Annotated in this window: 21 protein-coding genes and 1 tRNA gene; 14 read left to right on the top strand and 8 right to left on the bottom strand. The window is 41.1% G+C overall.

Annotated features, from left to right (window positions below):
- The first annotated feature begins 22 nt into the window (after nt 1-22).
- A complete protein-coding gene (locus FC093_RS18670; RefSeq protein ID WP_137263330.1) occupies nt 23-1,480 on the top strand; it encodes a RagB/SusD family nutrient uptake outer membrane protein in 1,458 nt (485 codons plus the stop codon).
- A gap of 251 nt (nt 1,481-1,731) precedes the next feature.
- Entirely contained in the window at nt 1,732-3,315 is a 1,584-nt protein-coding gene (locus FC093_RS18665; RefSeq protein WP_137263329.1) for a family 43 glycosylhydrolase, read from the top strand.
- Between the two features lie 242 nt (nt 3,316-3,557).
- Here FC093_RS18665 and FC093_RS18660 read toward each other — a convergent pair.
- A tRNA-Pro gene (locus FC093_RS18660) sits at nt 3,558-3,631 on the bottom strand.
- A 100-nt stretch (nt 3,632-3,731) separates the two neighbouring features.
- Here FC093_RS18660 and FC093_RS18655 point away from each other — a divergent pair.
- The 4 genes from FC093_RS18655 to FC093_RS18640 all read left to right on the top strand — a co-directional run bounded on the left by FC093_RS18655 (nt 3,732) and on the right by FC093_RS18640 (nt 7,839).
- Entirely contained in the window at nt 3,732-4,997 is a 1,266-nt protein-coding gene (locus tag FC093_RS18655) for a dihydroorotase (protein WP_137263328.1), read from the top strand.
- A 5-nt stretch (nt 4,998-5,002) separates the two neighbouring features.
- Complete coding sequence (locus FC093_RS18650) at nt 5,003-5,539, top strand: DUF4199 domain-containing protein (protein WP_170971151.1); 537 nt, start codon at nt 5,003-5,005, stop codon at nt 5,537-5,539.
- Entirely contained in the window at nt 5,539-6,483 is a 945-nt protein-coding gene (locus FC093_RS18645) for a glycosyltransferase family 2 protein (protein ID WP_137263326.1), read from the top strand. Before FC093_RS18650 ends, FC093_RS18645 begins: the two co-directional genes overlap by 1 nt.
- 222 nt (nt 6,484-6,705) lie before the next feature.
- Complete coding sequence (locus FC093_RS18640; protein WP_137263325.1) at nt 6,706-7,839, top strand: glycosyltransferase; 1,134 nt, start codon at nt 6,706-6,708, stop codon at nt 7,837-7,839.
- 4 nt (nt 7,840-7,843) lie between these two features.
- Here the strand turns inward: FC093_RS18640 and FC093_RS18635 are convergent, their stop codons facing one another.
- Both FC093_RS18635 and proS read right to left on the bottom strand, forming a co-directional pair.
- Nucleotides 7,844-8,305: a Uma2 family endonuclease gene (locus tag FC093_RS18635; RefSeq protein ID WP_137263324.1), complete on the bottom strand. Its 462-nt coding sequence runs from the start codon at nt 8,303-8,305 to the stop codon at nt 7,844-7,846.
- A gap of 160 nt (nt 8,306-8,465) precedes the next feature.
- Complete coding sequence (proS, locus tag FC093_RS18630) at nt 8,466-9,947, bottom strand: proline--tRNA ligase (protein ID WP_137263323.1); 1,482 nt, start codon at nt 9,945-9,947, stop codon at nt 8,466-8,468.
- A gap of 111 nt (nt 9,948-10,058) precedes the next feature.
- Here proS and FC093_RS18625 point away from each other — a divergent pair, with 111 nt between their 5' ends.
- Both FC093_RS18625 and FC093_RS18620 read left to right on the top strand, forming a co-directional pair.
- A complete protein-coding gene (locus tag FC093_RS18625) occupies nt 10,059-10,859 on the top strand; it encodes a hypothetical protein (RefSeq protein WP_137263322.1) in 801 nt (266 codons plus the stop codon).
- 74 nt (nt 10,860-10,933) lie between these two features.
- Complete coding sequence (locus FC093_RS18620) at nt 10,934-12,472, top strand: OmpP1/FadL family transporter (protein WP_137263321.1); 1,539 nt, start codon at nt 10,934-10,936, stop codon at nt 12,470-12,472.
- Between the two features lie 201 nt (nt 12,473-12,673).
- Here the strand turns inward: FC093_RS18620 and FC093_RS18615 are convergent, their stop codons facing one another.
- The 3 genes from FC093_RS18615 to FC093_RS18605 all read right to left on the bottom strand — a co-directional run bounded on the left by FC093_RS18615 (nt 12,674) and on the right by FC093_RS18605 (nt 17,347).
- A complete protein-coding gene (locus FC093_RS18615; RefSeq protein ID WP_137263320.1) occupies nt 12,674-14,482 on the bottom strand; it encodes a glycoside hydrolase family 35 protein in 1,809 nt (602 codons plus the stop codon).
- A 367-nt stretch (nt 14,483-14,849) separates the two neighbouring features.
- A complete protein-coding gene (locus FC093_RS18610) occupies nt 14,850-15,911 on the bottom strand; it encodes a Gfo/Idh/MocA family oxidoreductase (RefSeq protein ID WP_137263319.1) in 1,062 nt (353 codons plus the stop codon).
- Nucleotides 15,912-16,213: 302 nt separating this feature from the next.
- Nucleotides 16,214-17,347: an AI-2E family transporter gene (locus FC093_RS18605; protein WP_137263318.1), complete on the bottom strand. Its 1,134-nt coding sequence runs from the start codon at nt 17,345-17,347 to the stop codon at nt 16,214-16,216.
- Between the two features lie 219 nt (nt 17,348-17,566).
- Here FC093_RS18605 and pnuC point away from each other — a divergent pair, with 219 nt between their 5' ends.
- From pnuC to FC093_RS24475, 4 genes are all read left to right on the top strand, one after another.
- On the top strand, nt 17,567-18,217 hold the full coding sequence (pnuC, locus tag FC093_RS18600; protein WP_137263317.1) for a nicotinamide riboside transporter PnuC: 651 nt from the start codon (nt 17,567-17,569) through the stop codon (nt 18,215-18,217).
- Nucleotides 18,204-18,806: an AAA family ATPase gene (locus FC093_RS18595; RefSeq protein WP_137263316.1), complete on the top strand. Its 603-nt coding sequence runs from the start codon at nt 18,204-18,206 to the stop codon at nt 18,804-18,806. Before pnuC ends, FC093_RS18595 begins: the two co-directional genes overlap by 14 nt.
- Nucleotides 18,807-19,049: 243 nt before the next feature.
- Nucleotides 19,050-19,523, top strand: coding sequence for a methyltransferase family protein (locus tag FC093_RS18590; protein ID WP_137263315.1), 474 nt, complete (start codon nt 19,050-19,052; stop codon nt 19,521-19,523).
- A gap of 303 nt (nt 19,524-19,826) precedes the next feature.
- Nucleotides 19,827-20,384 (top strand): sugar O-acetyltransferase, encoded by a 558-nt coding sequence (locus FC093_RS24475; RefSeq protein ID WP_137263314.1) that lies wholly within the window; start codon nt 19,827-19,829, stop codon nt 20,382-20,384.
- A gap of 248 nt (nt 20,385-20,632) precedes the next feature.
- Here FC093_RS24475 and FC093_RS18580 read toward each other — a convergent pair whose 3' ends face one another.
- Together FC093_RS18580 and FC093_RS18575 are read right to left on the bottom strand one after the other, a co-directional pair.
- A complete protein-coding gene (locus FC093_RS18580; protein WP_170971150.1) occupies nt 20,633-21,028 on the bottom strand; it encodes a transmembrane 220 family protein in 396 nt (131 codons plus the stop codon).
- 187 nt (nt 21,029-21,215) lie between these two features.
- On the bottom strand, nt 21,216-22,865 hold the full coding sequence (locus tag FC093_RS18575) for an alpha-amylase family protein (protein WP_137263312.1): 1,650 nt from the start codon (nt 22,863-22,865) through the stop codon (nt 21,216-21,218).
- A 201-nt stretch (nt 22,866-23,066) separates the two neighbouring features.
- Between FC093_RS18575 and FC093_RS18570 the strand changes: the two genes are divergently transcribed.
- On the top strand, nt 23,067-23,660 hold the full coding sequence (locus FC093_RS18570; protein WP_137263311.1) for a Crp/Fnr family transcriptional regulator: 594 nt from the start codon (nt 23,067-23,069) through the stop codon (nt 23,658-23,660).
- A 68-nt stretch (nt 23,661-23,728) separates the two neighbouring features.
- Nucleotides 23,729-24,604: a pirin family protein gene (locus FC093_RS18565; protein ID WP_137263310.1), complete on the top strand. Its 876-nt coding sequence runs from the start codon at nt 23,729-23,731 to the stop codon at nt 24,602-24,604.
- Nucleotides 24,605-24,635: the final 31 nt, after the last annotated feature.

Here is a 24,635-nt window from a genome sequence, read left to right as displayed (position 1 = left end):
ACCTGCTTAAATAAAATTGAAAATGAAAAGCTTTATAAATATAAGAACATTTGCAGTGGCCTTTTTACTCGCGGTGATCTGGTTAAGTTCGTGCGAGAAATTTTTGAAAGAAGAGCCTAAGGATAGAGTATTCAGTGCCAATTTTTACAAAACGGAAGAAGATGCTATAGCCGCAACCAATGCCATTTACGCCAGCTTAGGATCTTATTTTGACAATGGTGATGGTCCATACCATAGTACAACGTGGATTGCAATGGGGCTGGCTTCTGATGAAATGGCTAATAAGCAAACCGACAATTCGATGGATCAACTCGATGATTTTGCCTGGAATGCGGAAAATGGGGCTATTCTCAGTATATGGCGCAGCCATTATAAAACGATAACTGTGGCAAATATTGCCATTAACAGAATTCCCGGTATAGATATGGACCCAACCCTGCGGGACAGGCTTGTAAATGAATCGAAGTTCCTAAGAGCATTGATGTATTTCAACCTGGTAAGGATGTACGGTCCGATTCCGCTTATAACAACCGAAGACGCGCCTATTAACATCGGTGTCTCCAGTGTGGATGACGTTTATGCACAGATAATCAGTGATCTTCAGTCAGCAGAAGCTTTACCCGCCGATGGAGACATTGAGGAAGGAAGGGCAACGAGCGGTGCAGCAAAATCGTTGCTTGCGAAAGTGTACCTGACAAGAAAGGAGTGGGATAAAGCTGCGGCCAAAGCGCTGGAAGTAATCCGATCAAATAAATATGGGTTATGGGAGCATTTTGCAGATGTATTTAAACAGTCGAACAGGAATGGCAAGGAAGCTATTTTTTCGGTTAGTAATGGCGATGCTGGCGGCACCATTTCTTTTTGGGAGTTCGGGCAATTTAATGTAAGGCTGCTACCCAAAGAGCTTACAGAAAAGAGGAGTAACGTCAGGAATACCCAGGGCTGGCAAGTAGCCACCTGGGATTTATATAATTCATTTTCTGATGACGACGAAAGAAAGAGCGTCACCTTTATGACAGAATTTGTAGCAGACGATGGCAGTGTTGTGAAACTCAGTGATCCTTATTTTCAAAAGTACTGGGATCAGTCGGTAGAGCCGAACGGGGGCGATTCGCAGCAGGATTTTCCTGTGATAAGATATGCTGACGTACTCCTTATGTACGCGGAGGCAGAAGCAGAACTCGGGAACTTAACTGTTGCAAATGATTACCTGGAAATGGTGAGAAACCGGGCTGGTCTCACATATGTGGATATTAACGACCTAGAAACTTTCAGAGCGGAAATACTTACAGAAAGAAGAAAGGAGCTTGCTGCCGAAGGTCACCGTTGGTTTGATTTGGTAAGGACAGGCCAGCTTGAGGAAAGAGTTCAGGCAGCTAAAGGTATAAGCGTTAATCCAAGATATAATATATTCCCGTATCCTCAGCGCGAAATAGACACCAATAATGAGTTGCCATCCAATAGTGATAAAGGTTATTGATCTTCCTATTTGAGTAATACGATGGTATAAGTTTGGTAAAGAGGAGCTGTCTCAGCTCCTCTTTACTATTATATTGTGCAGAACTCATTTCTGTATTATGCTTAGAGAATTTACCAAAATAGAGGGGTTGGTGAAGTTCAGATGTGCTAAAACCTGGGTATGTACTGCACCGTGATAGAGGTTAGTCACTTGTGGAATGCTACCGGTGCCAAATGGATTCTTCACTACATTTACCCGTTTAAAATAATAACATGAAAACACTCTTTCTGCTGCCTTTCTTCTTTTCGCTTGTTTATTTTTTGAGTGATAAGGCAGAATGTTATTCTCATAAAAAAAATACAATAAGCCAAAACAAGCATGAAATAGCTGCAATCTATCCGGCAGATAGTAGCAAGAACAAGGAAAATCCTGTAATTCCAGGTGATTTTGCCGACCCTTCCATCATACGGCAGGGCGATATGTATTATGCCTCGGGTACTTCCTCGGAGTGGGCGCCGCATTATCCGTTGTTTCAATCTACCAACTTATTGCAGTGGCAGCAGATCGGTTATGTGTTTTCAAAAACGCCGTCCTGGGCATCAGCGTCTTTTTGGGCGCCCGAACTTTTTTACCATAATGGAATGTATTATGTGTATTATGTTGCAAGGAAAAAAAGCGATGGTATTTCCTGCATTGGTGTGGCTACTTCTCAGGATCCCGCAAAAGGTTTTACCGATCATGGTATTTTGCTGGAGTTTGGAAAAGAAGCTATTGATCCGTTTGTGATGGAGGATAGTGGTAAATTATACATCACCTGGAAAGCATACGGGCTGGATCAGCGCCCGATTGAGATTTTGGGCAGCCGGCTTTCAAATGATGGATTGAAAGTAGAAGGAGAACCGTTTATGCTGCTGCGCGATGATGAAAAAAAGGGTTTGGAAGGTCAGTGCCTGGTGAAGCGGAATGGCTACTATTATTTGTTTTATTCTGTAGGAAATTGTTGCGGAGGTGGTTGTAGTTATCAGGTAGCGGTAGCGAGGTCTGCTTCGTTGAAGGGGCCTTATGTCAGGTTTTCTAATAACCCCATCCTGTCCCAAACGGAAGATTGGAAATGCACGGGGCATGGTACAATTGTAACCTCCAAAGAAGGAAAAGATTTTTATCTGTATCATGCGTATAGCAAAACGGATGGTGTATATACCGGCAGACAAGGCATGCTGGCAGCAGTAACCTGGGATGCGCAAACCGGTTGGCCATACATTCAACCTTTAGGAGAGAAAGTAGCGATAAAAAAGAACTTTAGGGATGATTTTTCAAAAGATAGTTTGTCTGGTGCCTGGCAATGGGATTTTCGTCATACACAGCCAGATTATAAAGTAAAAGAAGGTAAGCTATATCTCTCCGGCAAAACGGCTGCAGATAATCTTACCGGAACAGCGTTGACTGTGCGCCCGCTAAGCGGCGATTACGAAATCACTACAGTAATAGTCAATTACAATGCCTCGCTAAAAGGTTTGGTGCTTTATGGCGATGCAGGTCAGTCGGTAGGCATTGGTATCAAAAACAATACGGTACAGATATGGGAAGTAAAGAACCAAAAAAGAATGATTTTGGCGGAAGAAGAAATAAGGGTAAAAATGCCTTTGCAACTAAAAATGAAAATAGACAAAGGTTACCAATGCAGGTTTTATTGGAGCGAAGAAGGTAAGAACTGGACCGAAATAAAAACGGGAAGTGATTATTACAACGCCGGTTTTTTGCCACCTTGGGATCGCAGCCCACGTCCTGGCTTAATGCAGCAAGGCGTTGTGGCAGAACCTGCCGTTTTCAGCTTCTTTACCATTATAAATCAGTAAGCCTGTTAAAATGCAGGATGGTGTTTTGCAGATGCATAAATAATTGTAAGTAGTTATGACGATATATGGTATAATTACAGCGTTCCACGAAATGGTAAGTGTGCAGAAGAATAGGCAGAGCTTAACGAGGGCAAAGGGCCAAACACCAGGTATAAAAATATGTAAGATGTTAAACATCCTAAGCAAAAAGCCTGTAAATACAATTATTTACAGGCTTTCATTGTTGTTTGATACGGTTACTGTCGGGATGACAAGATTCGAACTTGCGACCCCACGCCCCCCAGACGTGTGCGCTACCGGGCTGCGCTACATCCCGAAATTCCTGTTAATCAACTACACTTCGGCAGTAAGGGCTGCAAATGTAAAAGTGTTTTTATAAAAATCCACCTATCTTGCGATAAATTTTGTCCTTTCGCATGAATATCTTGCTGAAAAAAGTTTTAATAGCCGATACCAGTTCTCCTTATTGCAATACAGTTAAAGATGTTTTAGTACAAGATGGATTCATTCAAACGATAAATGATACTATTGAGGCAGCAGCAGAGGAGGTGGTGGATGAACCTAACCTCATTGCATCGCCGGGTTGGGTAGATGTGTTTGCCGATTTTGCCGACCCCGGTTTTGAGCACAAAGAAACAGTAGAAACCGGCGCGGCCGCAGCCCTGGCAGGCGGTTTTACGCAAGTGTTGGTAGTGCCAAATACACAACCGGTGCTTTCTACCAAAACGCAGGTGAGTTATGTTGTTCAAAAATCAAAAGATACCCCGGTTAGTATTCATCCGATTGGTGCAGTATCCAAGAACTGCGAGGGCAAAGAATTGGCTGAAATGTATGATATGTACTACAGCGGCGCAGTAGCTTTTAGCGATGGACTACAGCCTGTACAGTCGGCTGGTATTTTACTCAAGGCATTGCAGTATGTAAAAGCATTTGACGGCGTGCTGATACAATTGCCCGTAGATAAAAGTATCAACGCGCATGGCTTGATAAACGAGGGCATTGTTTCCACACAATTAGGATTGCCCGGCATACCGGCCATCGCCGAAGAACTGATTATACAAAGAGATATTGAACTCTTGAAATACACCGGTAGTAAGTTGCACATCACCGGTATTTCTACAGCGAAAAGTGTGGAATTAATAAAAAGAGCCAAAGAAGAAGGTTTGCAGATTACCTGTAGTGTGGCGCCTTATCATTTGTATTTTTGTGACGAGGATTTACGGTCTTACGATACGAACCTGAAAGTAAAACCGCCATTGCGCACGCCGGCAGACAGAGATGCTTTGCGGCAGGCAGTGTTGGACGGATGGATAGATTGTATTGCCACACATCATATTCCGCAGCACTGGGACGATAAAACATGTGAGTTTGAATATGCAAAGCCGGGAATGATTGGGTTGCAAACGGCTTTTGCTGTGGTGCAAACGGTATTGCCGCAATTAGCCAATGAAGCCCTAACAAAACTGTTTTCTATTAATGCTGCAACTATTTTTAACTTACCGGTAGCTACAATACAGGAAGGTAAAAGAGCAGAGCTCACTTTATTCAACCGCTCTGGAAAAACATTGCTTACCGAAGAAAACAATAAGAGCAAATCGGGCAACACACCTTTTTTAAATAAAGAATTGAATGGGAAAGTAGCAGGTGTTATTAATAAAGGCAATTTATTTTTAAATATATAATGGCTATGGAAAAAAAAGAAATAAAACCCGCAACGGCAGGGCTTATCATAGGTTTAGTTTCAATAGTCCTTTTCCTACTGTATTATTTTACGGGGCTTATCTATCACAGAGATTTTACCAGCTTTATTCCAATGGCTGTATCTATCGTTATTATCATTGTATTTATTAACCTCTGGGCAAAAGCAAAAAACAATGTAGTAACTTATGGTAGCTGTTTTGGATATGGATTTAAATCTGTTTGTGTTGCTGCATTAATAGTTTTTTTCTTTATGGTGATTTTTATTTATGCCTTTCCCGATTATAAGGTGCACATGCTGGATGTAATAAAGGACCAGATGAATAAAAACCCGAAGATAACAGATGACCAACGGGATAAAGGATTAGCCATGGTTTCTAAAATGTTTGTGATAAGTACGTTGGGTGGAAGTCTGTTTGGAAATTTATTCATTGGTACTATTGCCTCATTAATCGGGGCTGCTATTCCTAAAAAAATTCAAGCCGACCCATTCTCTCAAATAAATCAAATAGGCGAACCGCAGTAATGAACCTTTCTATTATTATTCCCCTTTTTAATGAAGAAGAATCTTTGCCCGAACTGAGCGAATGGATAACGCGCGTAGTAGAAGCAAATAATCTTACTTACGAAGTAATAATGGTGGACGATGGCAGCACCGACAATAGCTGGCAGGTGGTGGAGCATATAGCTGCAAAGAATCAGTATTTCAAAGGCATTCGTTTTCAGCGCAATTATGGCAAATCGGCTGCGTTGAACGAAGGTTTTCTGGCGGCACAAGGTGATGTGGTAATAACGATGGATGCCGATTTACAGGACTCGCCCGATGAAATTCCGGCATTGTACAACATGATCGCGGAAGACGGCTATGACCTTGTAAGCGGCTGGAAGAAAAAGCGCTATGATAATGCACTTACTAAAAATCTCCCGTCTAAAGTATATAATGGTGTAAGCCGCAAAATATCGGGCATACCACTGCACGATTTTAATTGCGGGTTGAAATCGTACCGTAAAAAAGTTGTCAAAAGCATTGAAGTATATGGCGAGATGCACCGCTATATTCCGGTGATTGCCAAGTGGGCGGGCTTTAAGAAAATAGGAGAGAAGGTGGTGGAGCATCGGCCCCGCAAGTATGGTGTTACAAAATTTGGCTGGGAGCGTTTTTTAAATGGTTTTCTCGACCTTACCACCATTACTTTTGTTAGCCGCTTCAGCAAAAGACCTATGCACTTTTTTGGCATGTACGGCACGCTTTTTTTCTTTATAGGCTCTGTTATTTTTGTTTATCTTATTATAGCCAAGATAGTTGATGTAGATTTTGCACTAACCAATCGTCCATCGTTTTATATTGCATTAGTAGCGATGATACTGGGTATGCAATTGTTCTTAACCGGCTTTCTGGCGGAAATGATTTCCCGAAATTCTTCGGAAAGGAATAATTATTTGGTTGAAGATAAAATAGGATTGAGGTAACAACTCGTCATTGCGAGCACAGCAAGCTGTGGGTAGTAATAAAATCAAAATATGTCTGCAATGATGAATGATAGTAATTACTTTACAATAAACTTGTATCTAAGCCATTTATATTGTTAAAGCTTAGCACAGATTGCTTCAATCCGCTCGCAATAACGACAATTTAAACCAACTGCCGACATCTCCTTTTACATTCTCCTTTTCTTTCCGGTTATTTGTAGCATGAATCAACAGGTAGTTATTCTTGGTCCCGCGCACCCGCTCCGCGGTGGACTGGCTTCTTTTAACGAGCGGCTCGCGCGGCAATTTCAGCATGAGCAGGATGATGTTTGCATTTACACTTTTTCATTACAATATCCCGGCTTTCTTTTTCCCGGCACTACCCAATATTCCAGCGAGCCGGCACCGGATGATATTTGCATTAAAGTGCGTATCAATTCTGTTAACCCGATTAATTGGATACAGGTGGGTAAGGCATTGAAAAAATTACGTCCCGATATAATTGTGGTGCGTTACTGGCTGCCTTTTATGGGACCTTGCCTGGGTACTATCTTGCGTATAGCAAAAAAAAATAAGCACACCAAAGTGGTGTGTATTGCCGATAATATTATTCCGCATGAGCACCGCCCTGGTGATAAACAATTTACCCGGTATTTTGTAAAACCTGTGGACGCATTTGTTACGATGAGTGCTAAAGTGTTGAATGACCTAAAGCAATTTACAAATAAACCCGCTAAACAAATTGTACATCCGCTATACGACAATTTTGGAGAAGCGGTTAGTAAAGAAACAGCACGTGCTTACCTGAATCTTCCTGCAACAGAAAAAATCATCTTATTCTTTGGGTTTATCCGCAAATACAAAGGATTGGATATTTTGTTTGATGCAATGAAGATTTTAAAAGAGCGAAATGCTGGTATTAAACTATTAGTAGCGGGCGAATTTTATGAAGATGAACAGCCTTACCGGGAGCAATTGGCACAATTGCACATTCAGGATGTTATTTACCTGCACACTTCCTTTATTGAAGACAGCAAAGTAAAATATTACTTAAGCGCTGCCGATTTTGTAATACAACCTTACCGAAATGCAACGCAAAGCGGGGTTACGCCATTGGCCTATCATTTTGAAAAACCCATGCTGGTAACAAATGTGGGTGGCTTACCCGCGTTGGTGCCCGATGAAAAAGTAGGTGTTGTAGCCGAACCTAATGCACAGGATATTGCAGATAAAATATGGAGGTTGTATGCTTTGGGAGAAAGTTATTTTTTGCCTTACTTACAAGCAGAAAAACAAAAATATAGCTGGGCAGTTTTAACAGGAACAATCAGAAGCCTTGCTGAAAAAGCTTCTTGAACATTTACCATATTTCACTGAAGTCAACAGTTGCTTCACAATCTTCTAATGTGAAAGTGTAAGTAAAAGCATGTGTTTTTTTGCGAAGCGCATATTCTTCGTTTTCTATTTCGTACACTTCTATTGTTTCCTCCTCCGGCGAAACGATTAAATAGTACCGTATTCTTTGCTGCTGATAAATATCAAATTTGGTATGCCTGTCCTTCAAGGCTGTTGCAGGCGATAAAATTTCAACTACCAACGCAGGCGGAAAATCAAGGTACTTTTTTCTGATTTCTTTGCAGGTAATAAATAAATCCGGCTGTACAATTGTTTCATCTGTTACCTTGTAATCTACCGGTTGATATACCTTGCATTTTTTACATTTCTTTAGAGCAATATTAAATTCAGTAGCAAGATTACTCGCTACATATTGATGTTTTGGAACTGGTGCAGGCGCCAGCGCATACGCTATTCCATATATCACTTCCCACTTCCCTTCCTACTGTATATAATCGTCGTAAGTGTATCTTGGTAATAGTTGTATTGCTGACATATAACATCCATTTTAGTAAAAATAGATAATATATGATAAAGAAAAAAGGCAACAATTGACGTTGCCTTTTACATAAAAACGATTAAGAATATCAATACGCTCTTGCAAATAACACACGTTGCTTAGAAGGCGCTCCTGTTAAAACATCTTTACCTTCTTCCAATTCATTATTTAAGGGAATACAGCGAATGGTGGCCTTTGTAAGTTCTTTTATTTTTTCTTCTGTTTCTGCAGTGCCGTCCCAATGTGCCAAAATAAAACCACCTTTGTCGTCCAGCACTTTTACAAATTTATCCCACGTGTCCACTTTAGTGATATGCTCATCACGAGAAGCTTTTGCTTTTTCAAACATACTTTGCTGAATATCGTCCAATAAATTTTGTAAAGCATTGGGCAAGCCATCCAGACTATATTGTTTCTTTTCCTTCGTATCCCGGCGGGCAACTTCTACTACATTATTCTCCAGGTCGCGCATACCTATTGCAACGCGCACCGGCACACCTTTCAATTCATATTCTGCAAACTTCCAGCCGGGCCGGTTGTTGTCGTTATCATCGTATTTTACCGAAATACCGAGTGCTTTTAATGCTGGTAAAATTTCACCTTTTACTTTTTCATCCAGCTTTGCTTTTTGTTCCTCGCCTTTAAAAATGGGCACAATTACCACTTGTAAGGGAGCAATTTTGGGCGGCAGCACCAACCCTTCGTCATCGCTGTGTACCATTACCAATCCACCAATCAGCCGGGTGCTTACACCCCAGCTTGTAGCCCACACATAATCGAGTTTGTTATTTTTATCGCTGAATTTTACATCAAATGCCTTTGCAAAATTTTGCCCTAAAAAATGCGAAGTGCCTGCTTGTAATGCTTTACCATCCTGCATCATGGCCTCTATGCAATAAGTTTCTTCAGCACCCGCAAAACGTTCGTTTGGTGTTTTTACGCCTTGTATCACCGGCACTGCCATATAGTTTTCTGCAAAATCGGCATACACGCGGAGCATTTGTTCTGCTTCGGCAACGGCTTCTTCTTTGGTAGCGTGTGCAGTATGACCTTCCTGCCACAGAAATTCTGCCGTACGAAGGAATAAGCGCGTACGCATTTCCCAGCGCACCACGTTTGCCCATTGGTTTACTAATATTGGCAAATCGCGATAGCTCTGAATCCAGGTTTTATAGGTGTTCCAAATGATGGCTTCGCTGGTGGGGCGTACTACCAATTCTTCTTCCAGCTTTGCTTCTGGATCTACCATTAGCGCACCTTTTTTATCGGGGTTCGCCTTTAAGCGGTAGTGCGTAACCACTGCACATTCTTTGGCAAAGCCTTCTGCATTTTTTTCTTCGGCCTCAAACAAGCTTTTTGGAACAAAGAGCGGAAAGTAAGCATTGGTATGCCCGGTTTCTTTAAACATCTTGTCCAGCACATCCCGCATATTCTCCCAAAGTGTATAGCCATAAGGCTTTATTACCATGCAGCCACGCACCGCACTGTAGTCGGCAAGCTGCCCTTTAATTACCAGATCGTTGTACCACTGTGAGTAGTCGCTGCTCCGCGATGTTATTTCTTTGCTCATAATCAGCTACCGGCTTTAAGCTATTACAGCATCCGGCATTTATTTCTTTTAATTTTATCTTTTTTAGGCAGCGCAAAAGTAGTAATTTAGTGTCTTAAAAGAAAAGCAGTTATGAAGAGGAGAATACTTAGCGTTTTAGCTATCGCCATAGGCCTTGCCAGTTGCTCTACTGCATACCGTCAGGGACAAACACCGGATGATGTGTATTATTCTCCGGCAAAAGAAAAAACAGAAGCTTATGCTTCGGCAAATAATAACAGGCAATATGACCGCTACCAGCAGCGTAACAATAATAATTACGATGATTATACCAGTAGCAGCGAAGACAATTACCTGCGCATGAAGATACAGGACCGCTACCGTTGGGGTGCGCTGGACGATTATGACTATTGGTATAGCCCAAGCTATGCCTTCAACAACTATTACGGCTACAACAGCTTCAATCCATTTATGTTTAACAGTTGGGGTCTAAGCTATTACTATAGTCCGTTTGCTTCTATCCGTCCGTATGGATGGTTTAACAGCTATTATCCAACATATGGTTATTACACGCCGTATAACGGCTATTTCGGTCACAATTATGGTTACGGGTACATGCCGGTGTTTACAAGCAATACAAGAAAGGTTAATGGTGTACACCGTCCGTTGCTTGGCAGTTATGCTAACAATAATTACAACAACAATAACAATCGCAGCAGAACAAACGGCAGGTATATCCCCGGCTTTAATGATAACGGCAGCAGGTATAACAACCGGAATAATAGCCTTAATAACAACAATGTTAACCGTTCTAACAGCAACTTCAATAACAACAACAATTCTGCACCTGTAAGAAGCTTTACGCCTTCGAGCAGCAGCGGCAGCAGCAGTTCAGGCGGTGGCGGCGGTGTATCAAGGCAACCACGCCATTAAAGCGTACAATTGTTGCTGTACACTCTTTGGTTTAATATCAAACTAAAGAATTGACTGACGAAAAAACACCATTAATGAAAAAGTGTTTATTTACGGCTATGCTGCTTTTTGTGGCAGCCATAGTTTCTTATGCCCAATTGCCCGAAGATGTTTTACGCTACAGCTATTTTCAGCAGCAAGGTACTGCCCGCAGCATTGCCATTGGCGGTGCCATGGGTTCGCTGGGGGGCGATATAAGTGCCATGTACGTAAATCCTGCGGGGCTGGGTATGTATAGAACATCGGAAATTGTTATAAGTCCAGGGTTTAGATTCAACAACAACAAGGCAGATTTTCGCGGCACCAGTTTTCAAAGCAATAAAACGGGTTTTAACCTCGGTACTACAGGCGCTGTATTTGGTAATGGCAGCCCATACAGTCGCAACAGAAGTGAGGCATTTAGCATTGGTATAAGTCAAACGGCTAATTTTAATAATACGCTTACTTATAAAGGATTGAATGACTACAGCAGCTACTCGGAACAGTTTAGCGAAGAAGTGGCGCGCAGTGGCTATTCCAATTTCGATGCAGTATTGAATGATCCGTCTTTTGCTTTTGGCTCCTCGCTGGCTATTGATACGTACCTGATTGATACATTTAATAATGGTAGTATTATAAAAGGTTATCCTGAATTTATCCTGCAAAACGGCGGCGCACTCAACCAGGAAAAAACCATTAAAACAAGCGGCGGCATTTATGAGATAGCTTTGGGATATGCTGCTAACACCAATGATAAATTTTATTGGGGGCTTTCAATTGGTATTCCTATTGTAAGCTATACCCGCAATACTTTTTTCAGAGAGTCGGATGCAACGGATAATACAAATAATGGCTTTAACTACTCGGAGTGGAATGATAAACTGACTACTAATGGTGCCGGCTTAAATGGTAAAATAGGTCTTATTTACAAACCCGCTGGTCAGGTGCGGCTTGGGCTGGCAGTGCACACACCCTCTTTTTATATTTTAACAGATAGAGAAAGTGCCAGCATGATCACCGATGCAGAAGGCAGTGCGCCTTATCAATCCAGTTCTACACGGTTTATAGATGGTGGTATTGGCAGTACGCGTTATAGTGCAAATTCGCCCTGGAAATTTATTGCGAGTGCCTCGTATGTGATAAACGAAGTAAGTGACGTAACAAAGCAACGAGGTTTTATAACTGCTGATGTAGAATATAACACTTATTCTTCCGGTTCCTTTTCGGCAACAGATGCCGAATCCTCCAGCTCCAATTCTTATTATGATGCGCTTAAAAGCATTATCAAGGCAAACTATAAAGGGGCTTTTAACTTCCGGCTGGGCGGCGAACTGAAGTTTAATACATTGATGGTAAGATTGGGGGGCGCATACTATGGCAATCCTTACAAAAACAGCGACTTATCTTCCAATATCACGCAATTAGGCGGCGGTTTGGGTTACAGAAACAAGGGGATTTTTATTGATTTAGGCTACGCGTATGTAATGAATAAAAATGTAGATTTCCCCTATCGCTTACAGGATAAAGCCAACACTTTTGCATCGTATAAAAACAATCAGAATAATGTGATACTGACGGTTGGTTTTAAACTGTAGAGTGAAAACACAACTGTTTAGTATTTAATTTTTATTTTCTTCCTATAATTCCATCATAAATAATAATGGAATTTTTTTGCTCTTAATAAATAGCACTGCACAAAGTAATTGTAAATGTTATAATGCTATTGAATAGAATGAATAAACTAATTATTATGAAGTTCTTGTTTATCGTCCTATAAAAATGCTTCGGCATTTATTTTAATACAAACTTTTTACACCTTCTATTTGTGCTGCTTCTGTTTGGTGCATATCAAAAACAATTACCTCGTTACTGCCTTTTTTCAGCCAGTTAGAAGGACAATAAAATTTAAACTGCGGGCCTACATTCCAGTAACGTCCGAGATTATGTCCGTTTACCCAAACAATACCCTTTTTAAAATGTTGCATATCCAGATAAGTATCTGCAGGCGTATCAATGCTAAAGCTGCCTTTGAAAAAGATGCTATTTCTTGCTGTATCTGTTGAAGCGGTTGGTTGCAGATGCTGTATAAATTGTTCATCCATAGGCAGGCTATAAATGTTCCAGTTCATCAGCGTCATGCCATTTAACGTTACCCTGTCTGTAATGCCTTTCCGGTCTATCATGTATTGCGCAAAGTTGATGTGTCCCATTGCTTCAACGAGTATATCCAGCTTGGGGTTTTTGCTATTTGTTTTAGGCAGTTCAATCGTCCATTTACCACCATCTCTATATACCGTATCAATAAATTTTCCATCCAGAAACACCAAGGCAAAATCGCGCGGTTCGGTAATGGTCAGCTTGCCGCTTTTGTGCCCGATTAAGGTAGTGCTGTACAATACAAAGCCGCTGTTTTGATGTAAACTTTCCATTGGTACAGGCTGTGGCGAATGAACAGGTGTAGGCAAATGTTGCCAGATACTCGTAAAAGGCTGTAAGGTAAAAGGAGCAACCTTTATAGCTTCCGGCTGCTTTGGAACATCCGGTATTGGATATGACACATATTGTTTAAGAAGCTTGCGGATAGCAAAATATTTTGGCGTAGCCTGTCCCATTTCATTAATAGGTGCATCGTAATCGTAGCTGGTTACATCGGGCTGATATTGCGTAGGAGAAAAGGCATTGGCACCTGCCCAATAGCCAAAATTAGTGCCGCCATGCACCACATACAGGTTGAACGATTTTTTATGGTCTAATAAATACTTCACTTCTTTTAATAGCGAAGCTGTATCGGTATGTTGCCACGCTTCTTTCCAATGGGTAAGCCAGCCGGGATAAGTTTCACTGCTAAAAACCGGAACATCCGGATTATGTTTTTTTGCGGTAGCAAAATCTGCATCGCTGCCGCCGCTGTCAAGTCCTATTGCAGCACTATCTATGTTGCCTGCTTCCAGCATAAAATCTGTAGGTCCATCAGCCGTATAAAATGGCACATTGATACCGTTTGACAGCCATAGTTTTCTCAATGCTTCCAGATAGATTTTGTCGTTGCCGTAGCTGCCGTATTCATTTTCTATTTGCACCATCAGTATTGGTCCGCCATTGGTGCATTGCAGTGGCGCTACTTCTTTGCTCAGCCTGTTTATGTAGTTTGTTACGGCTTTCATATACGTGCTATCCATGCAGCGTACTTTAATGTCGGGTTTTTGTAGCAGCCAGGCAGGCAATCCGCCAAAATCCCATTCAGCACACACATACGGTCCGGGACGCAGTAATACCCACATGCCTTCCTGCTGACATAATTTTATAAACTCCGCTATGTTTCTGTTATCACTGGTAAAGTCAAAAACACCGGGTGTTTGTTCCAAATAATTCCAAAAAACATATACCGCAATGGTGTTGCAGCCCATCGCTTTTGCCATTTGTATGCGCTGCCGCCAGTACTGCTTTGGTATGCGCGCCGGGTGCATTTCGCCGCTGATCATCTGGAAAGGTTTTCCGTCCAGCAGAAAATCTTCTTTGCCCAATGCAAAGCTGTGTTTCTGCTGCGCAAAAAGTGTAGGCTGGAAAAAGCAACAGCAAAGAAGAAATGCAATAATATATTTCATGATCATTGTTTTATGGAATAAGTCCACAAGTGTTTGAAGCCTTTATCGTTATTGCGAGCGGAGCGAAGCAATCTGTGAAATTTATTACGATCAACATAAGCCATTAGAAGTGAAACTCTATACAATTTAAAGTAAGCCATCAATGATGGTTTTATTATAATCTACGGATTGCTTTGTACCTCGCAGTCGCAATGACGATAATTGCGCTGCTTTCAAATAAAAAGCTGGATACGCTATCTTGTTTAAACCACAAAGGCATTAAGGTAAGAAGACACACAAAGTATTTTCTATACAGGATTCTCTGTGAACCTTTGTGCTCTTTGTGTCTTAGTGGTTCAAAAAGAAAATAGATTGTTCTTACAATCGATCAATAAGCATCCATCAATCCTTCCACCGGCAACGTGCATCTTTTTTTACTGCTTTCAAAAGCCAGTTCTATCAGCTTTATCGTATTGTATGCTTGCCAAGGTGTTGTTTTAAGTGGTGCGCCGTTGGCAATGGTTTGGTATAAATATTCGTAAAACAAACCGAAATTCCCCTGTTGCGAAGGCACATATTCTTTCACTATTGCTCCATTTATTTCGGTGTGCAGCAGTCCATAAAATTCCTCAGATTCTATACCCAACGTTTCTGAGGGCATTTCACCCGCCTTTAGTTTTGCTTCCTGTGGATCGTCGCCATATTTGATAAACGAGCCTTTGGTGCCGTGAATAATATAGTGTGGCCCGTGCTCTCGTACCAGCATGCCCGCTCTTAATGTTGCCTGTAAAAAACCATAATCCAACACCACTGTAAAAGCATCATCGGCTTTTGCGTGCGGACGTTGCAACCGCACATCGGCAGTAATGAATTTGGGTATGCCAAACAAACACAAACACTGGTCAATTAAATGCGGCCCCAAATCGTATAAAATACCGCTGCCCGGCTCGGGTTTTTCGCGCCAGGCATTGGGTTTTGCTTCGGCACGATAGCGGAAGTAATTGCCTTCAAATGTATGTACTTCACCTAGCAATTGCTGCTGCAATATTTGCTGTATCGTTCTATAATCGGCAACATACCGGCGGTTTTGATAAACAGTAAGTAATGTGCCGGTTTGTTTTGACAGTGCAGCGAGTTCCATTGCTTCTGTACTGCGGATGGTAAAAGGTTTATCCACCACCACTGCCTTGCCGGCTAATAAACATTGTTTTGCATACGGGTAATGCGTTTCATTAGGCGTACCAATCACAATCAAATCGGCGTTGGTTTGCAGCAGTTCTTCAAAGCTGCGCACAATTTGCGCGTTTGGAAAAAGCGCTTTGGATTCTTCACGATGGCGCTCCAGTACGGCTACTACTTCGTAGTGTGGCGATACTTTTAAAAAGGGTGCATGGAATACTTTGGATGCTATTCCAAAGCCTGCAATACCTACTTGTATGGTTTTGTTCATAGATGCATTTTTTAGCCGCGAAGGCACAAAGATGTATAAAGTATTTTATTTAGCAGAAGTGTTCGAAAGCAAAATGTACATTGGAAAGTGCAACATCATAGTCAATGCGAGCACAGCGAGGCAATCTGCGGCATGTTTTAAATCAATGCAGATGACTTAGTTGGGGCTTTGTAATAATCTAATCTGTATGGTTAAATAACCTGGATGGCTTATGTTGATCGTACTATCTTTCACAGATTGCTGCGCTCGCATTGACGAACTTTTATAAACCTTTGTATCTTTCTGCCTTCGTAATAAAAGAATCACTCTTCCAATTGCTCCACGGTGCTTGTATCCGCCGGTTTAATAACCTTTTTCTTCACACTAAAAATCTTTTTTCCGGGCGTGGAAATCACTACTTCATCGCCCAAAATAAAGCCCCATGCATTCAGAGTATCCACACTATCAAATACTACTTTAAGCAATGCAATAACAGGAATGGCTAAAAACATTCCTGAAATACCCCATAAATGTTCGCCAAGTATAACGCCCAGTATAGTTACCAGTGCATTTATTTTTACTTTGCTACCCACTACTTTAGGCAATAAAAAATTGCTGTCTATCAAATGCGTGCACACCACCACAATAGCTACCCCCAGCACGGTTCCGGCAGCATTGGTGGTAAATGTAATAAGCACACTTAACAGGAGTGCCGTAAAAATACCCAGATAGGGGATAAGGTTTAATACCGCTACAATCATTGCCAGCAGCAAGGCATATTTTACACCCAACACCGTAAAACCTACAAATATCATGGTAGCAACAATCAGCATTTCTATACCCAACCCAACAATATAGCCTTTTATTACTGCTTTGGTTTTGTTTAAAATCGTATGCACCACCGGCGAGTGTTGTTCACTAAAGCTTTTAAGTAAAAAACTTACAATCATATTGCGATACAACAGCAGTAAAAAAGTATAAATGGGTATAAGCACCAGATAAATAAGGGTAGAACCTACGGTAGAAAAAGTGGTGCCTAGCAGGGCAGAAGTATGCGCCAACGTATTGGATGTGGCGCTATTCAAATAATTTTTTACTACCGATGCACGCAGATGAAATTGTTGTTGTATCCACAACTGCAGCTTATGAATACCATCAAAAAGCTGCTGACCCAATTTGGGCAAATCATCGCGAAAGTTGATGATTTGCGAAGAGATAAAATAGAATATGGTAAACACTACCGTAATAGCTAATACCAAACAAATAATAGCGGCTATACTTCGTGGCATGCGATGCCGCTCCATATAATCGCACGGCACCATTAATACAATGCACAGGAGGGAAGCAAAAATGAGCGGCACCAACACGCTTTTGGCAATGTACATAAATAGTATAATCAGCCCTATACTCAGCAACGTATGACTGAGACGAACAATAAAGGGAGTGGTTTGCATCATAAGAACAGCGCTTTAGTTTTTCTTATTTACCAACATTTACACCAAGTTAGTAAAAATTGACAGTTCGTTGCTGAATGGTTGCCGGTAGAATTGCTGTTTGTTTTTGAATGGATTGAATTTATAAAAGTACGTACTGGATTGTTCCAATTTACTTTTAAAAGCTTACTTATTTCTCCCTGTGCCCGAATATAACTCCATCGCCAACTGTATCTTCACGCCATGAGCGCACAGGAGATATGGAATGAATGTATACAAAACCTGAAGGACACCAGCCTGCTGGAGTTTACAGGCGTTGCGGCAGGCATTGCAAGTGTATGGTTTTCGCGTAAAGAAAATATACTGGTGTACCCGGTAGGGCTTATCAATACTATTATTTATGTATATATCAGTTTGAAAGGCAGCTTATTTGGCGAGGCAAGCGTTAACCTGTATTACACCATCATGAGTATTTATGGATGGGTATTATGGGCAAAAAAAGATGAACGGCATCAAACGGTATTGCAAATTACCTACAGCAGTGCCAAAGAATGGTTGTATCAGTTGCTGTTTTTTGCTACATTTTATATTGGCATCTTTGCAGCGCTTACTTATTTAAAGCAGGTTTTTTACTCCAACACTGTTCCTTATGCCGATGCGTTTGCCTCTGCTACCGCCTATACCGGCATGTGGCTGATGGCAAAAAAGAAGGTAGAAAGCTGGTGGTGGATAGCTACCAACGTTGCATCTATACCCTTGTATTTTATAAAAGGCTATGTGTTTACCTCGGTGCAGTATATTGTTTTGCTGGTGCTGGCAGTAATGGGGTTGCTGTCGTGGACGCGAAGAGTAAGCGGAGGGAAAACCGATGGATTGTTGTATGCAAGCGATTAAAAAAATAGTAGTGATTGGCCCCGAGAGCACGGGCAAAAGTATGTTGTGCCAACTGCTGGCTGCACATTACGGCACAATCTGGTGTGCTGAATATGCTCGGGAATATTTGCTCAACAACGGTACCGATTATACCTATGAAGATTTGCTCACTATAGCAAGAGGACAATTGCTGCTGCAAGAGGAAGCGGAAAAAAAAGTGGTACAAGGCGAAATAAATAACAACATCTCACATCGTACATCTCACATCGTACATCACACAACCATTGCTTCCCCTTTACTCTTTATTGACACCGACCTATATGTAATGAAAGTATGGTGCGAATATGTGTTTGGTAAATGCCACCAGTTTATCCTGGATGAAATTGTACAGCGCAAGTATGATTTATATCTCTTGTGCAAACCCGATATTGCCTGGGTAAAGGATGAGCTGCGCGAGTATCCCGATGAGCAAACACGCATAGAACTATTCCATATTTACCGCGATATTCTGATTAACCAAAACGTGCCCTGGGCAGAAGTGAGCGGCGATTATGAACAGCGGTTGAGCATGGGGATAAAAGCGGTTGAAGAAATACTCACTGGTATTTAAAAGCAGAAAAGAAATTAATTATACCATTTTCAATAGCGCTGCGCGTAATGCATTTTGCTCATAACCACCTCTTTGGAAGTATTGCGAAACGCAAACGTAAAAGGTAAAAAGCAAATCTCTGGTATGCCTTTTTCTTTTCGCCACAATTACTTTTATAACTTATTATATATTGGCAATAATTATCACGCAGAAGAAGAGACAATATTAAATAAAAAGTATCTTTAGTTTATAAATGTAGGTAGTATGTCAAACACAAAAGACAGCCCTGGCGTTTATGTTCCTCCGCCGTTGGTGTATATAGGAATGTTTCTTATTTCGTTGCTCTTACAAAAGCTTTTACCAATTGACAAGTCTTTCTTTCGCACTACCATTGCAGCTATCATCGGTGTCGTATGTATTGTTATCGGTCTCTGCTTTAATGTACCTGCACTACGCCAATTTGCAAAAACAAAAAATACGCTCATAACGGTAAAACCGGCTAATTCTTTGCAGACAACAGGCATCTACTCAATAACCAGAAATCCTATGTATTTGAGCCTGTTATTAGTTTATACCGGTCTTGCCTTGCTGATTGGAAACTGGTGGACCTTACTGCTGCTTCCATTACTCATTGTCGTTATTACTCACTTTATTATAAAGCCTGAAGAAAGGTATTTGGAAAGAGCTTTTGGGAAAACTTATCTCGACTATAAGGCAAACGTAAGACGTTGGATTTGATGATGTATAAATTACAATAGCAGTTTGCCATACACTTAACAGGCAGCATTATAATTAGTTCTCTTAAGATTTATTAACAAAAGCTTTGGTGATCATTCCTGCACCAGATTTTACAATCTATCCCTTGAAAGTAATGAAGATGAAACATAGCTAAAGATAGTAGACAAATTGCCCATGAATCAAACAAGGCGTTGTGCATATTTTTAGATACAGTTTCTTAAGCAGGGCAAAAGGTTAATTTAATTATGTAACTAAACTACATAAAAACACAAACTTTCTTACAGCACCGCCTATCTTCACCACATGAAAACAGAGAAGGAAAAAATGATAGCAGGGCAGCTATACAATCCACTGGATAAACAACTAGTAGAAGACAGGTTGCAAACACGATTACTTATAAAAGCGTTTAATGATACACGAGAAGATGAGGTAACAGAAAGAAGCCGTATCTTACAGGAGCTGATACCTAATGCAGCACCGGACTTGTGGCTACAGCCGCCTTTTTATTGCGATTATGGCTACAATATGCAAGTAGGCGAAAGAGTGTTTTTCAATTTCAATTGTATTGTATTGGATGTAGCTCCGGTAACCATTGGTAGCCGTACGATGTTTGGTCCTAATGTACAGGTTTATACTGCTACGCATCCACTAAATCATATAGAAAGAAGCTCGGGACTGGAATATGCAAAGCCGATTGTAATTGGAGCGGATGTTTGGGTAGGCGGTAGCGCCGTTATTTGTCCCGGTGTAACGATAGGAGACCGGAGTGTAATTGGCGCCGGCAGCGTAGTAACCAAAGATATTCCTGCCGATGTATTTGCTGCCGGCAATCCATGCAGGGTTATCAGGTCTTTAGTATAGGAAGAATAATTGTAGCTGTTAAAAAAAGGAGTGAAGTAGAAGATCATCATTGCAAACGGAGTAAAGCAATCTGTGTCATGCTGTAAATCAAGATAAGTAGCCAAAGACGAAATTTATAATAAAGCCTTTAGTAATATTATTCAGCAAAACAATCTTAAAGGTTTATGTTGGTTGTACTGCCATCCACAGATTGCATCGTTCGCCCTTGGTGAGATCGCAATAACGATTACTTAGCTGTAAGCAAATAGCTACAATGGGCTGTTTGCTACCTGGTGTTTTTTTCTTTTGGCATAAAAGAAATTAATAAGTAGCATCACAATTAAAATTACCAGTCCGAAAAATTCTCTTGTTTCTTCTATCCAGGGTTTTTCGGCTTTCATGGTTTCGGCAATGTTTTGTGCACCGTGCTTGGTCATCCAGTCTATCAATCCGTTAGCATCAAATATTTTGTACACGGCATACGCAGCATATACAACAATACCGGCAATATAGGCCTTAGGATAAAAATGGTTGCGAAAAGCCAGCCAGCAAAGGACTGCTGTGTACAAATAAATAGGCATCCATAAATACGGATCGGGATCGTTGTACTGCAAGGCTGCGAAAAGGATGAAAACAAAACAGAAAAAAATGTTGAACAGTTTCATAACACAGAGGGTAAAGTTAGGCGGTTTTGCATATCGTCTGCATTGCATTTTTATCCTTAAAATAATTGTTTGAGCCGCAACCCTGCCTGCTGGCAGACAGAAACGCTAAGGACACAAAGTTTCATGCAGAATATAAATTAACTTTTACCGCTTCCAAACAGTAGCCGGAGCCTTAAGTGTAGTAATATCACTGCTTACCACGGTGCAGCAAATGCGTAAGATCGCCTACGCGGAACCAACGGTAGTAATATGCCTCTACGATTATCTTGTACACACCATTTTCGTCTGCATTGGAGGTTACGTTTTTGTGCAAGTCTATAAGCTGTCCCGACTTTTTATTCGCCAGCTTCAATTGTATCTCATACTGCTTCTCATCAAAATTGTGCAGTATTAATAAAGAATTGCCTTTCCAAAAATAGCAGATGCACAACACGGCATTATTATGCACATCTATTATTTCCCATTCGCCCCAACCAATCTCCGGACATTCTTTCCGCAGACGAATCAACGCAGTTATCCAGTTTAAAAGCGAATCCGGATCGCGTCGTTGCGCTTCTACATTTACATGCTGATACCCATACGCGCCATCTTCAATAACAGGTAATACCAATTTTTTAGCGGTGGAAAATCCAGCCTGGTAATCATCAGACCATTGCATAGGGGTGCGTACGGGCGCACGTTCTTCAAGGCTTAAATCTTCACCCATTCCTATTTCATCGCCATAATAAATGACCGGTGTGCCGGGCAGCGAAAACATTAAGCTGTAAGCAAGCTTAAACTGCTGGTGGTTGCCCAGCATAGAAGCCAGCCGCCGGCGAATGCCGCGCCCATACAACTGCATATTTTTATCAGGGCCAAACTTATCGAATACTTTTTGCCGCTGTTCATCGGTAAGCCTACCCAAATCCAGCTCATCGTGGTTGCGCAGGAATTGTGCCCACTGGGCTGTTGGTGGTAGTGATTTGGTTTGATTAAGTGCTGTAATTAAAGGTGCAATATCTGCTGTTGCCAGTGTGTAAAACATGTGTTGGTTTACATAAAAATTGAACATCAGATGCACGCCATCGCCGTCTGCAAAGTACTTTTCCGTATCCTTAGGTAATACATTTGCCTCCCCTAAAAACACGGCGTCGCCACGCCGCCATTGCATAAAACGGCGCATATCCTGCAGGTATTCAAAATGCTTTTCATACTTGCTTTCCGGCGTTTTGGATTCTATCATAAAAGGCAATGCATCTATGCGAAAGCCGGCAATACCCAGCTGTAGCCAATAACCCATAATGCGGCGCACTTCGGTACGCACATCTTCATTATCCATATTCAGGTCGGGCTGAAAATGATAGAAGCGATGAAAATAATAAGCCTTTGCTTTTTTATCGTACGTCCAGGTAGATTTTTGTACACCCGGAAAAACAACGCCATCGTGTATATTGGCAGGCTTTTCTTTACTCCATACATACCAGTCTCTTTGCGGCGAATGTTTATCGCTCCGTGATTGCTGAAACCACGGATGTTCATCGGAAGTATGGTTCACAACAAGGTCGAATATTACTTTGAAGCCCATCTTGTTGGCACGGTGCATAAACTCTACAAAATCGCCACTGGAGCCATAGCGCGGAGCAACACCAAAATAGTCCTTGATATCGTAGCCATTATCTCTGTTGGGTGTGGGCTGAAAAGGAGCGAGCCATATCGTATCTACCCCCAGGGCATGAAGGTAATCGAGCCGGCGCGCCAACCCTTCAAAATCGCCTACGCCGTCGCCATTAAAATCCATATAGGTTTCCAGGTTGAGGCTGTAAATAATAGCGTTTTTATACCAGAGATCTTCTATCATAGCCGTATGTTGAGATGGATAAATGCGCTGTATAATTTCAAATAGTATTCCATAATTTGATAGCAGTTAATTGCGGATTTATCATTTGAAAACACAAAAAACATAGAAAAAGATGGAAGAAAAGAGAAAGTTGGAAATTAATAAAAGTGAAGCGTAACGTATATTTTTGCTGCTGGTGCTGATACAATGAGCCGCCTAAAAATGAACGACTTTAAGTTAATCACATTTCTGACATCAAATATTGATATTGACAAACACTCTATTGAGGCATTAATTGAAAATTGTAAATTACTGAAAGTAGATAAAGGCAGTTTTTTGCTGCGGCAGGGAGAAATTTGTAAATATTCTTTTTATGTAGAGCAGGGTTTATTGAGATACTATTCAATAGACGAAAAGGGAAAAGAACATATTCTTCAATTTGCACCTGAGACATGGTTTGTTGCCGATAGGGAAAGTGTTTATTTTAATCAGCCATCCCATTATTTTATTCAGGCACTGGAAGACAGCAGTGTTATTTTGCTCGATGAAAATTTTATCACCCAATTAGCTCAAAAAAATACATCTTTCCTCCAGTTTAACAACAAGCTATTACATAACCATATCCGGCATTTGCAAAACAGAATCAACCAACTGTTAAGTGCCACTGCCGAAGAACGTTATCTGGATTTTATAAAAATTTATCCCAACCTGCTGCTACGTGTTCCACAGTCTATGGTAGCGTCTTACTTAGGCATTACCCCCGAAAGTTTAAGCAGAGTAAGAAAAGACCTGGCTGCAAAAAATTTCAAGCGATAATTACTTACCTTACATCAATGCACAGGCTTGCTGTGATTGCTAATTTTACAGTAGAAAATTTTAATACTATGGCAATAAAAAATGTAGAATTAGTCATGTCGCCACGAGCGCCACACTATGTAGGCGATGGTTTTAGAGTGCACAACTTTATCCCGGGCGGTTACCGTTTGGATATGCAGCGAATGAACCCTTTTATCATGCTGGATTATAACTCGAAATTTTACTTTACTCCAAGCGATAAACCAAGAGGCGTTAGTGTACATCCTCACCGCGGATTTGAAACAGTGACGATTGCCTATAAAGGCAGGGTAGCACACCAGGATAGCAGTGGTGGCGGCGGTGTAATTGCAGAAGGAGACGTGCAATGGATGACGGCAGCATCGGGCGTGTTGCATAAAGAATACCACGAAGAAAACTGGAGTAAAGAGGGGGGCGATTTTCAGATGGTGCAACTTTGGGTAAACCTGCCTGCAAAGGATAAAATGTCGAACCCAAAATACCAGGCACTTTCCAACAAGCAAATCAATCGCTATACTTTGGAAAACAATAGCGGGGAAATTGAAGTAATTGCCGGGCAATATAAAAATGTTCAGGGTTCAGCTTCCACATTTACGCCGGTTCATTTGTTAAATGCAAAGTTGAATAAAGAAGCAAAGACCGACTTTAGTTTTCCACCACAATACAATACCGCAGCGCTGGTTGTTGAAGGAAGTGTAATAATTAATGAAACGGAAGAAGTACCTGCCGACCATTTTGTACTTTTTGAAAATGATGGAGAAACGTTTACTGTTAAAGCACAAGAAAATTCAATTGTTTTAATTTTAAGCGGGGAATCCATTAACGAACCTATTGCTGCACACGGACCTTTTGTAATGAACACAAATGCAGAATTAATGCAGGCATTCGACGATTATAATAAAGGAAAGTTTGGCTATTTAGAATAATAATCAGTACCTTTTTTTGAATCTGGTATTT

The sequence above is a fragment of the Ilyomonas limi genome (assembly GCF_005233845.1).
Classification (GTDB): domain Bacteria; phylum Bacteroidota; class Bacteroidia; order Chitinophagales; family Chitinophagaceae; genus Ilyomonas; species Ilyomonas limi.
The sequence above is the reverse complement of the archived record's forward strand: the minus strand, read 5'-3'. Positions and strand labels throughout refer to the sequence as shown.

What these genes read in the sequence shown, in the direction of transcription:
- FC093_RS18670 (WP_137263330.1), top strand. Translation starts at nt 23, where the DNA reads ATGAAAAGCTTTATAAATATAAGAACATTTGCAGTGGCCTTTTTACTC.
- FC093_RS18665 (WP_137263329.1), top strand. Translation starts at nt 1,732, where the DNA reads ATGAAAACACTCTTTCTGCTGCCTTTCTTCTTTTCGCTTGTTTATTTT.
- FC093_RS18655 (WP_137263328.1), top strand. Translation starts at nt 3,732, where the DNA reads ATGAATATCTTGCTGAAAAAAGTTTTAATAGCCGATACCAGTTCTCCT.
- FC093_RS18650 (WP_170971151.1), top strand. Translation starts at nt 5,003, where the DNA reads ATGGAAAAAAAAGAAATAAAACCCGCAACGGCAGGGCTTATCATAGGT.
- FC093_RS18645 (WP_137263326.1), top strand. Translation starts at nt 5,539, where the DNA reads ATGAACCTTTCTATTATTATTCCCCTTTTTAATGAAGAAGAATCTTTG.
- FC093_RS18640 (WP_137263325.1), top strand. Translation starts at nt 6,706, where the DNA reads ATGAATCAACAGGTAGTTATTCTTGGTCCCGCGCACCCGCTCCGCGGT.
- proS (WP_137263323.1), bottom strand. Translation starts at nt 9,947, where the DNA reads ATGAGCAAAGAAATAACATCGCGGAGCAGCGACTACTCACAGTGGTAC.
- FC093_RS18625 (WP_137263322.1), top strand. Translation starts at nt 10,059, where the DNA reads ATGAAGAGGAGAATACTTAGCGTTTTAGCTATCGCCATAGGCCTTGCC.
- FC093_RS18620 (WP_137263321.1), top strand. Translation starts at nt 10,934, where the DNA reads ATGAAAAAGTGTTTATTTACGGCTATGCTGCTTTTTGTGGCAGCCATA.
- FC093_RS18615 (WP_137263320.1), bottom strand. Translation starts at nt 14,482, where the DNA reads ATGAAATATATTATTGCATTTCTTCTTTGCTGTTGCTTTTTCCAGCCT.
- FC093_RS18610 (WP_137263319.1), bottom strand. Translation starts at nt 15,911, where the DNA reads ATGAACAAAACCATACAAGTAGGTATTGCAGGCTTTGGAATAGCATCC.
- FC093_RS18605 (WP_137263318.1), bottom strand. Translation starts at nt 17,347, where the DNA reads ATGATGCAAACCACTCCCTTTATTGTTCGTCTCAGTCATACGTTGCTG.
- pnuC (WP_137263317.1), top strand. Translation starts at nt 17,567, where the DNA reads ATGAGCGCACAGGAGATATGGAATGAATGTATACAAAACCTGAAGGAC.
- FC093_RS18595 (WP_137263316.1), top strand. Translation starts at nt 18,204, where the DNA reads ATGCAAGCGATTAAAAAAATAGTAGTGATTGGCCCCGAGAGCACGGGC.
- FC093_RS18590 (WP_137263315.1), top strand. Translation starts at nt 19,050, where the DNA reads ATGTCAAACACAAAAGACAGCCCTGGCGTTTATGTTCCTCCGCCGTTG.
- FC093_RS24475 (WP_137263314.1), top strand. Translation starts at nt 19,827, where the DNA reads ATGAAAACAGAGAAGGAAAAAATGATAGCAGGGCAGCTATACAATCCA.
- FC093_RS18580 (WP_170971150.1), bottom strand. Translation starts at nt 21,028, where the DNA reads ATGAAACTGTTCAACATTTTTTTCTGTTTTGTTTTCATCCTTTTCGCA.
- FC093_RS18575 (WP_137263312.1), bottom strand. Translation starts at nt 22,865, where the DNA reads ATGATAGAAGATCTCTGGTATAAAAACGCTATTATTTACAGCCTCAAC.
- FC093_RS18570 (WP_137263311.1), top strand. Translation starts at nt 23,067, where the DNA reads ATGAACGACTTTAAGTTAATCACATTTCTGACATCAAATATTGATATT.
- FC093_RS18565 (WP_137263310.1), top strand. Translation starts at nt 23,729, where the DNA reads ATGGCAATAAAAAATGTAGAATTAGTCATGTCGCCACGAGCGCCACAC.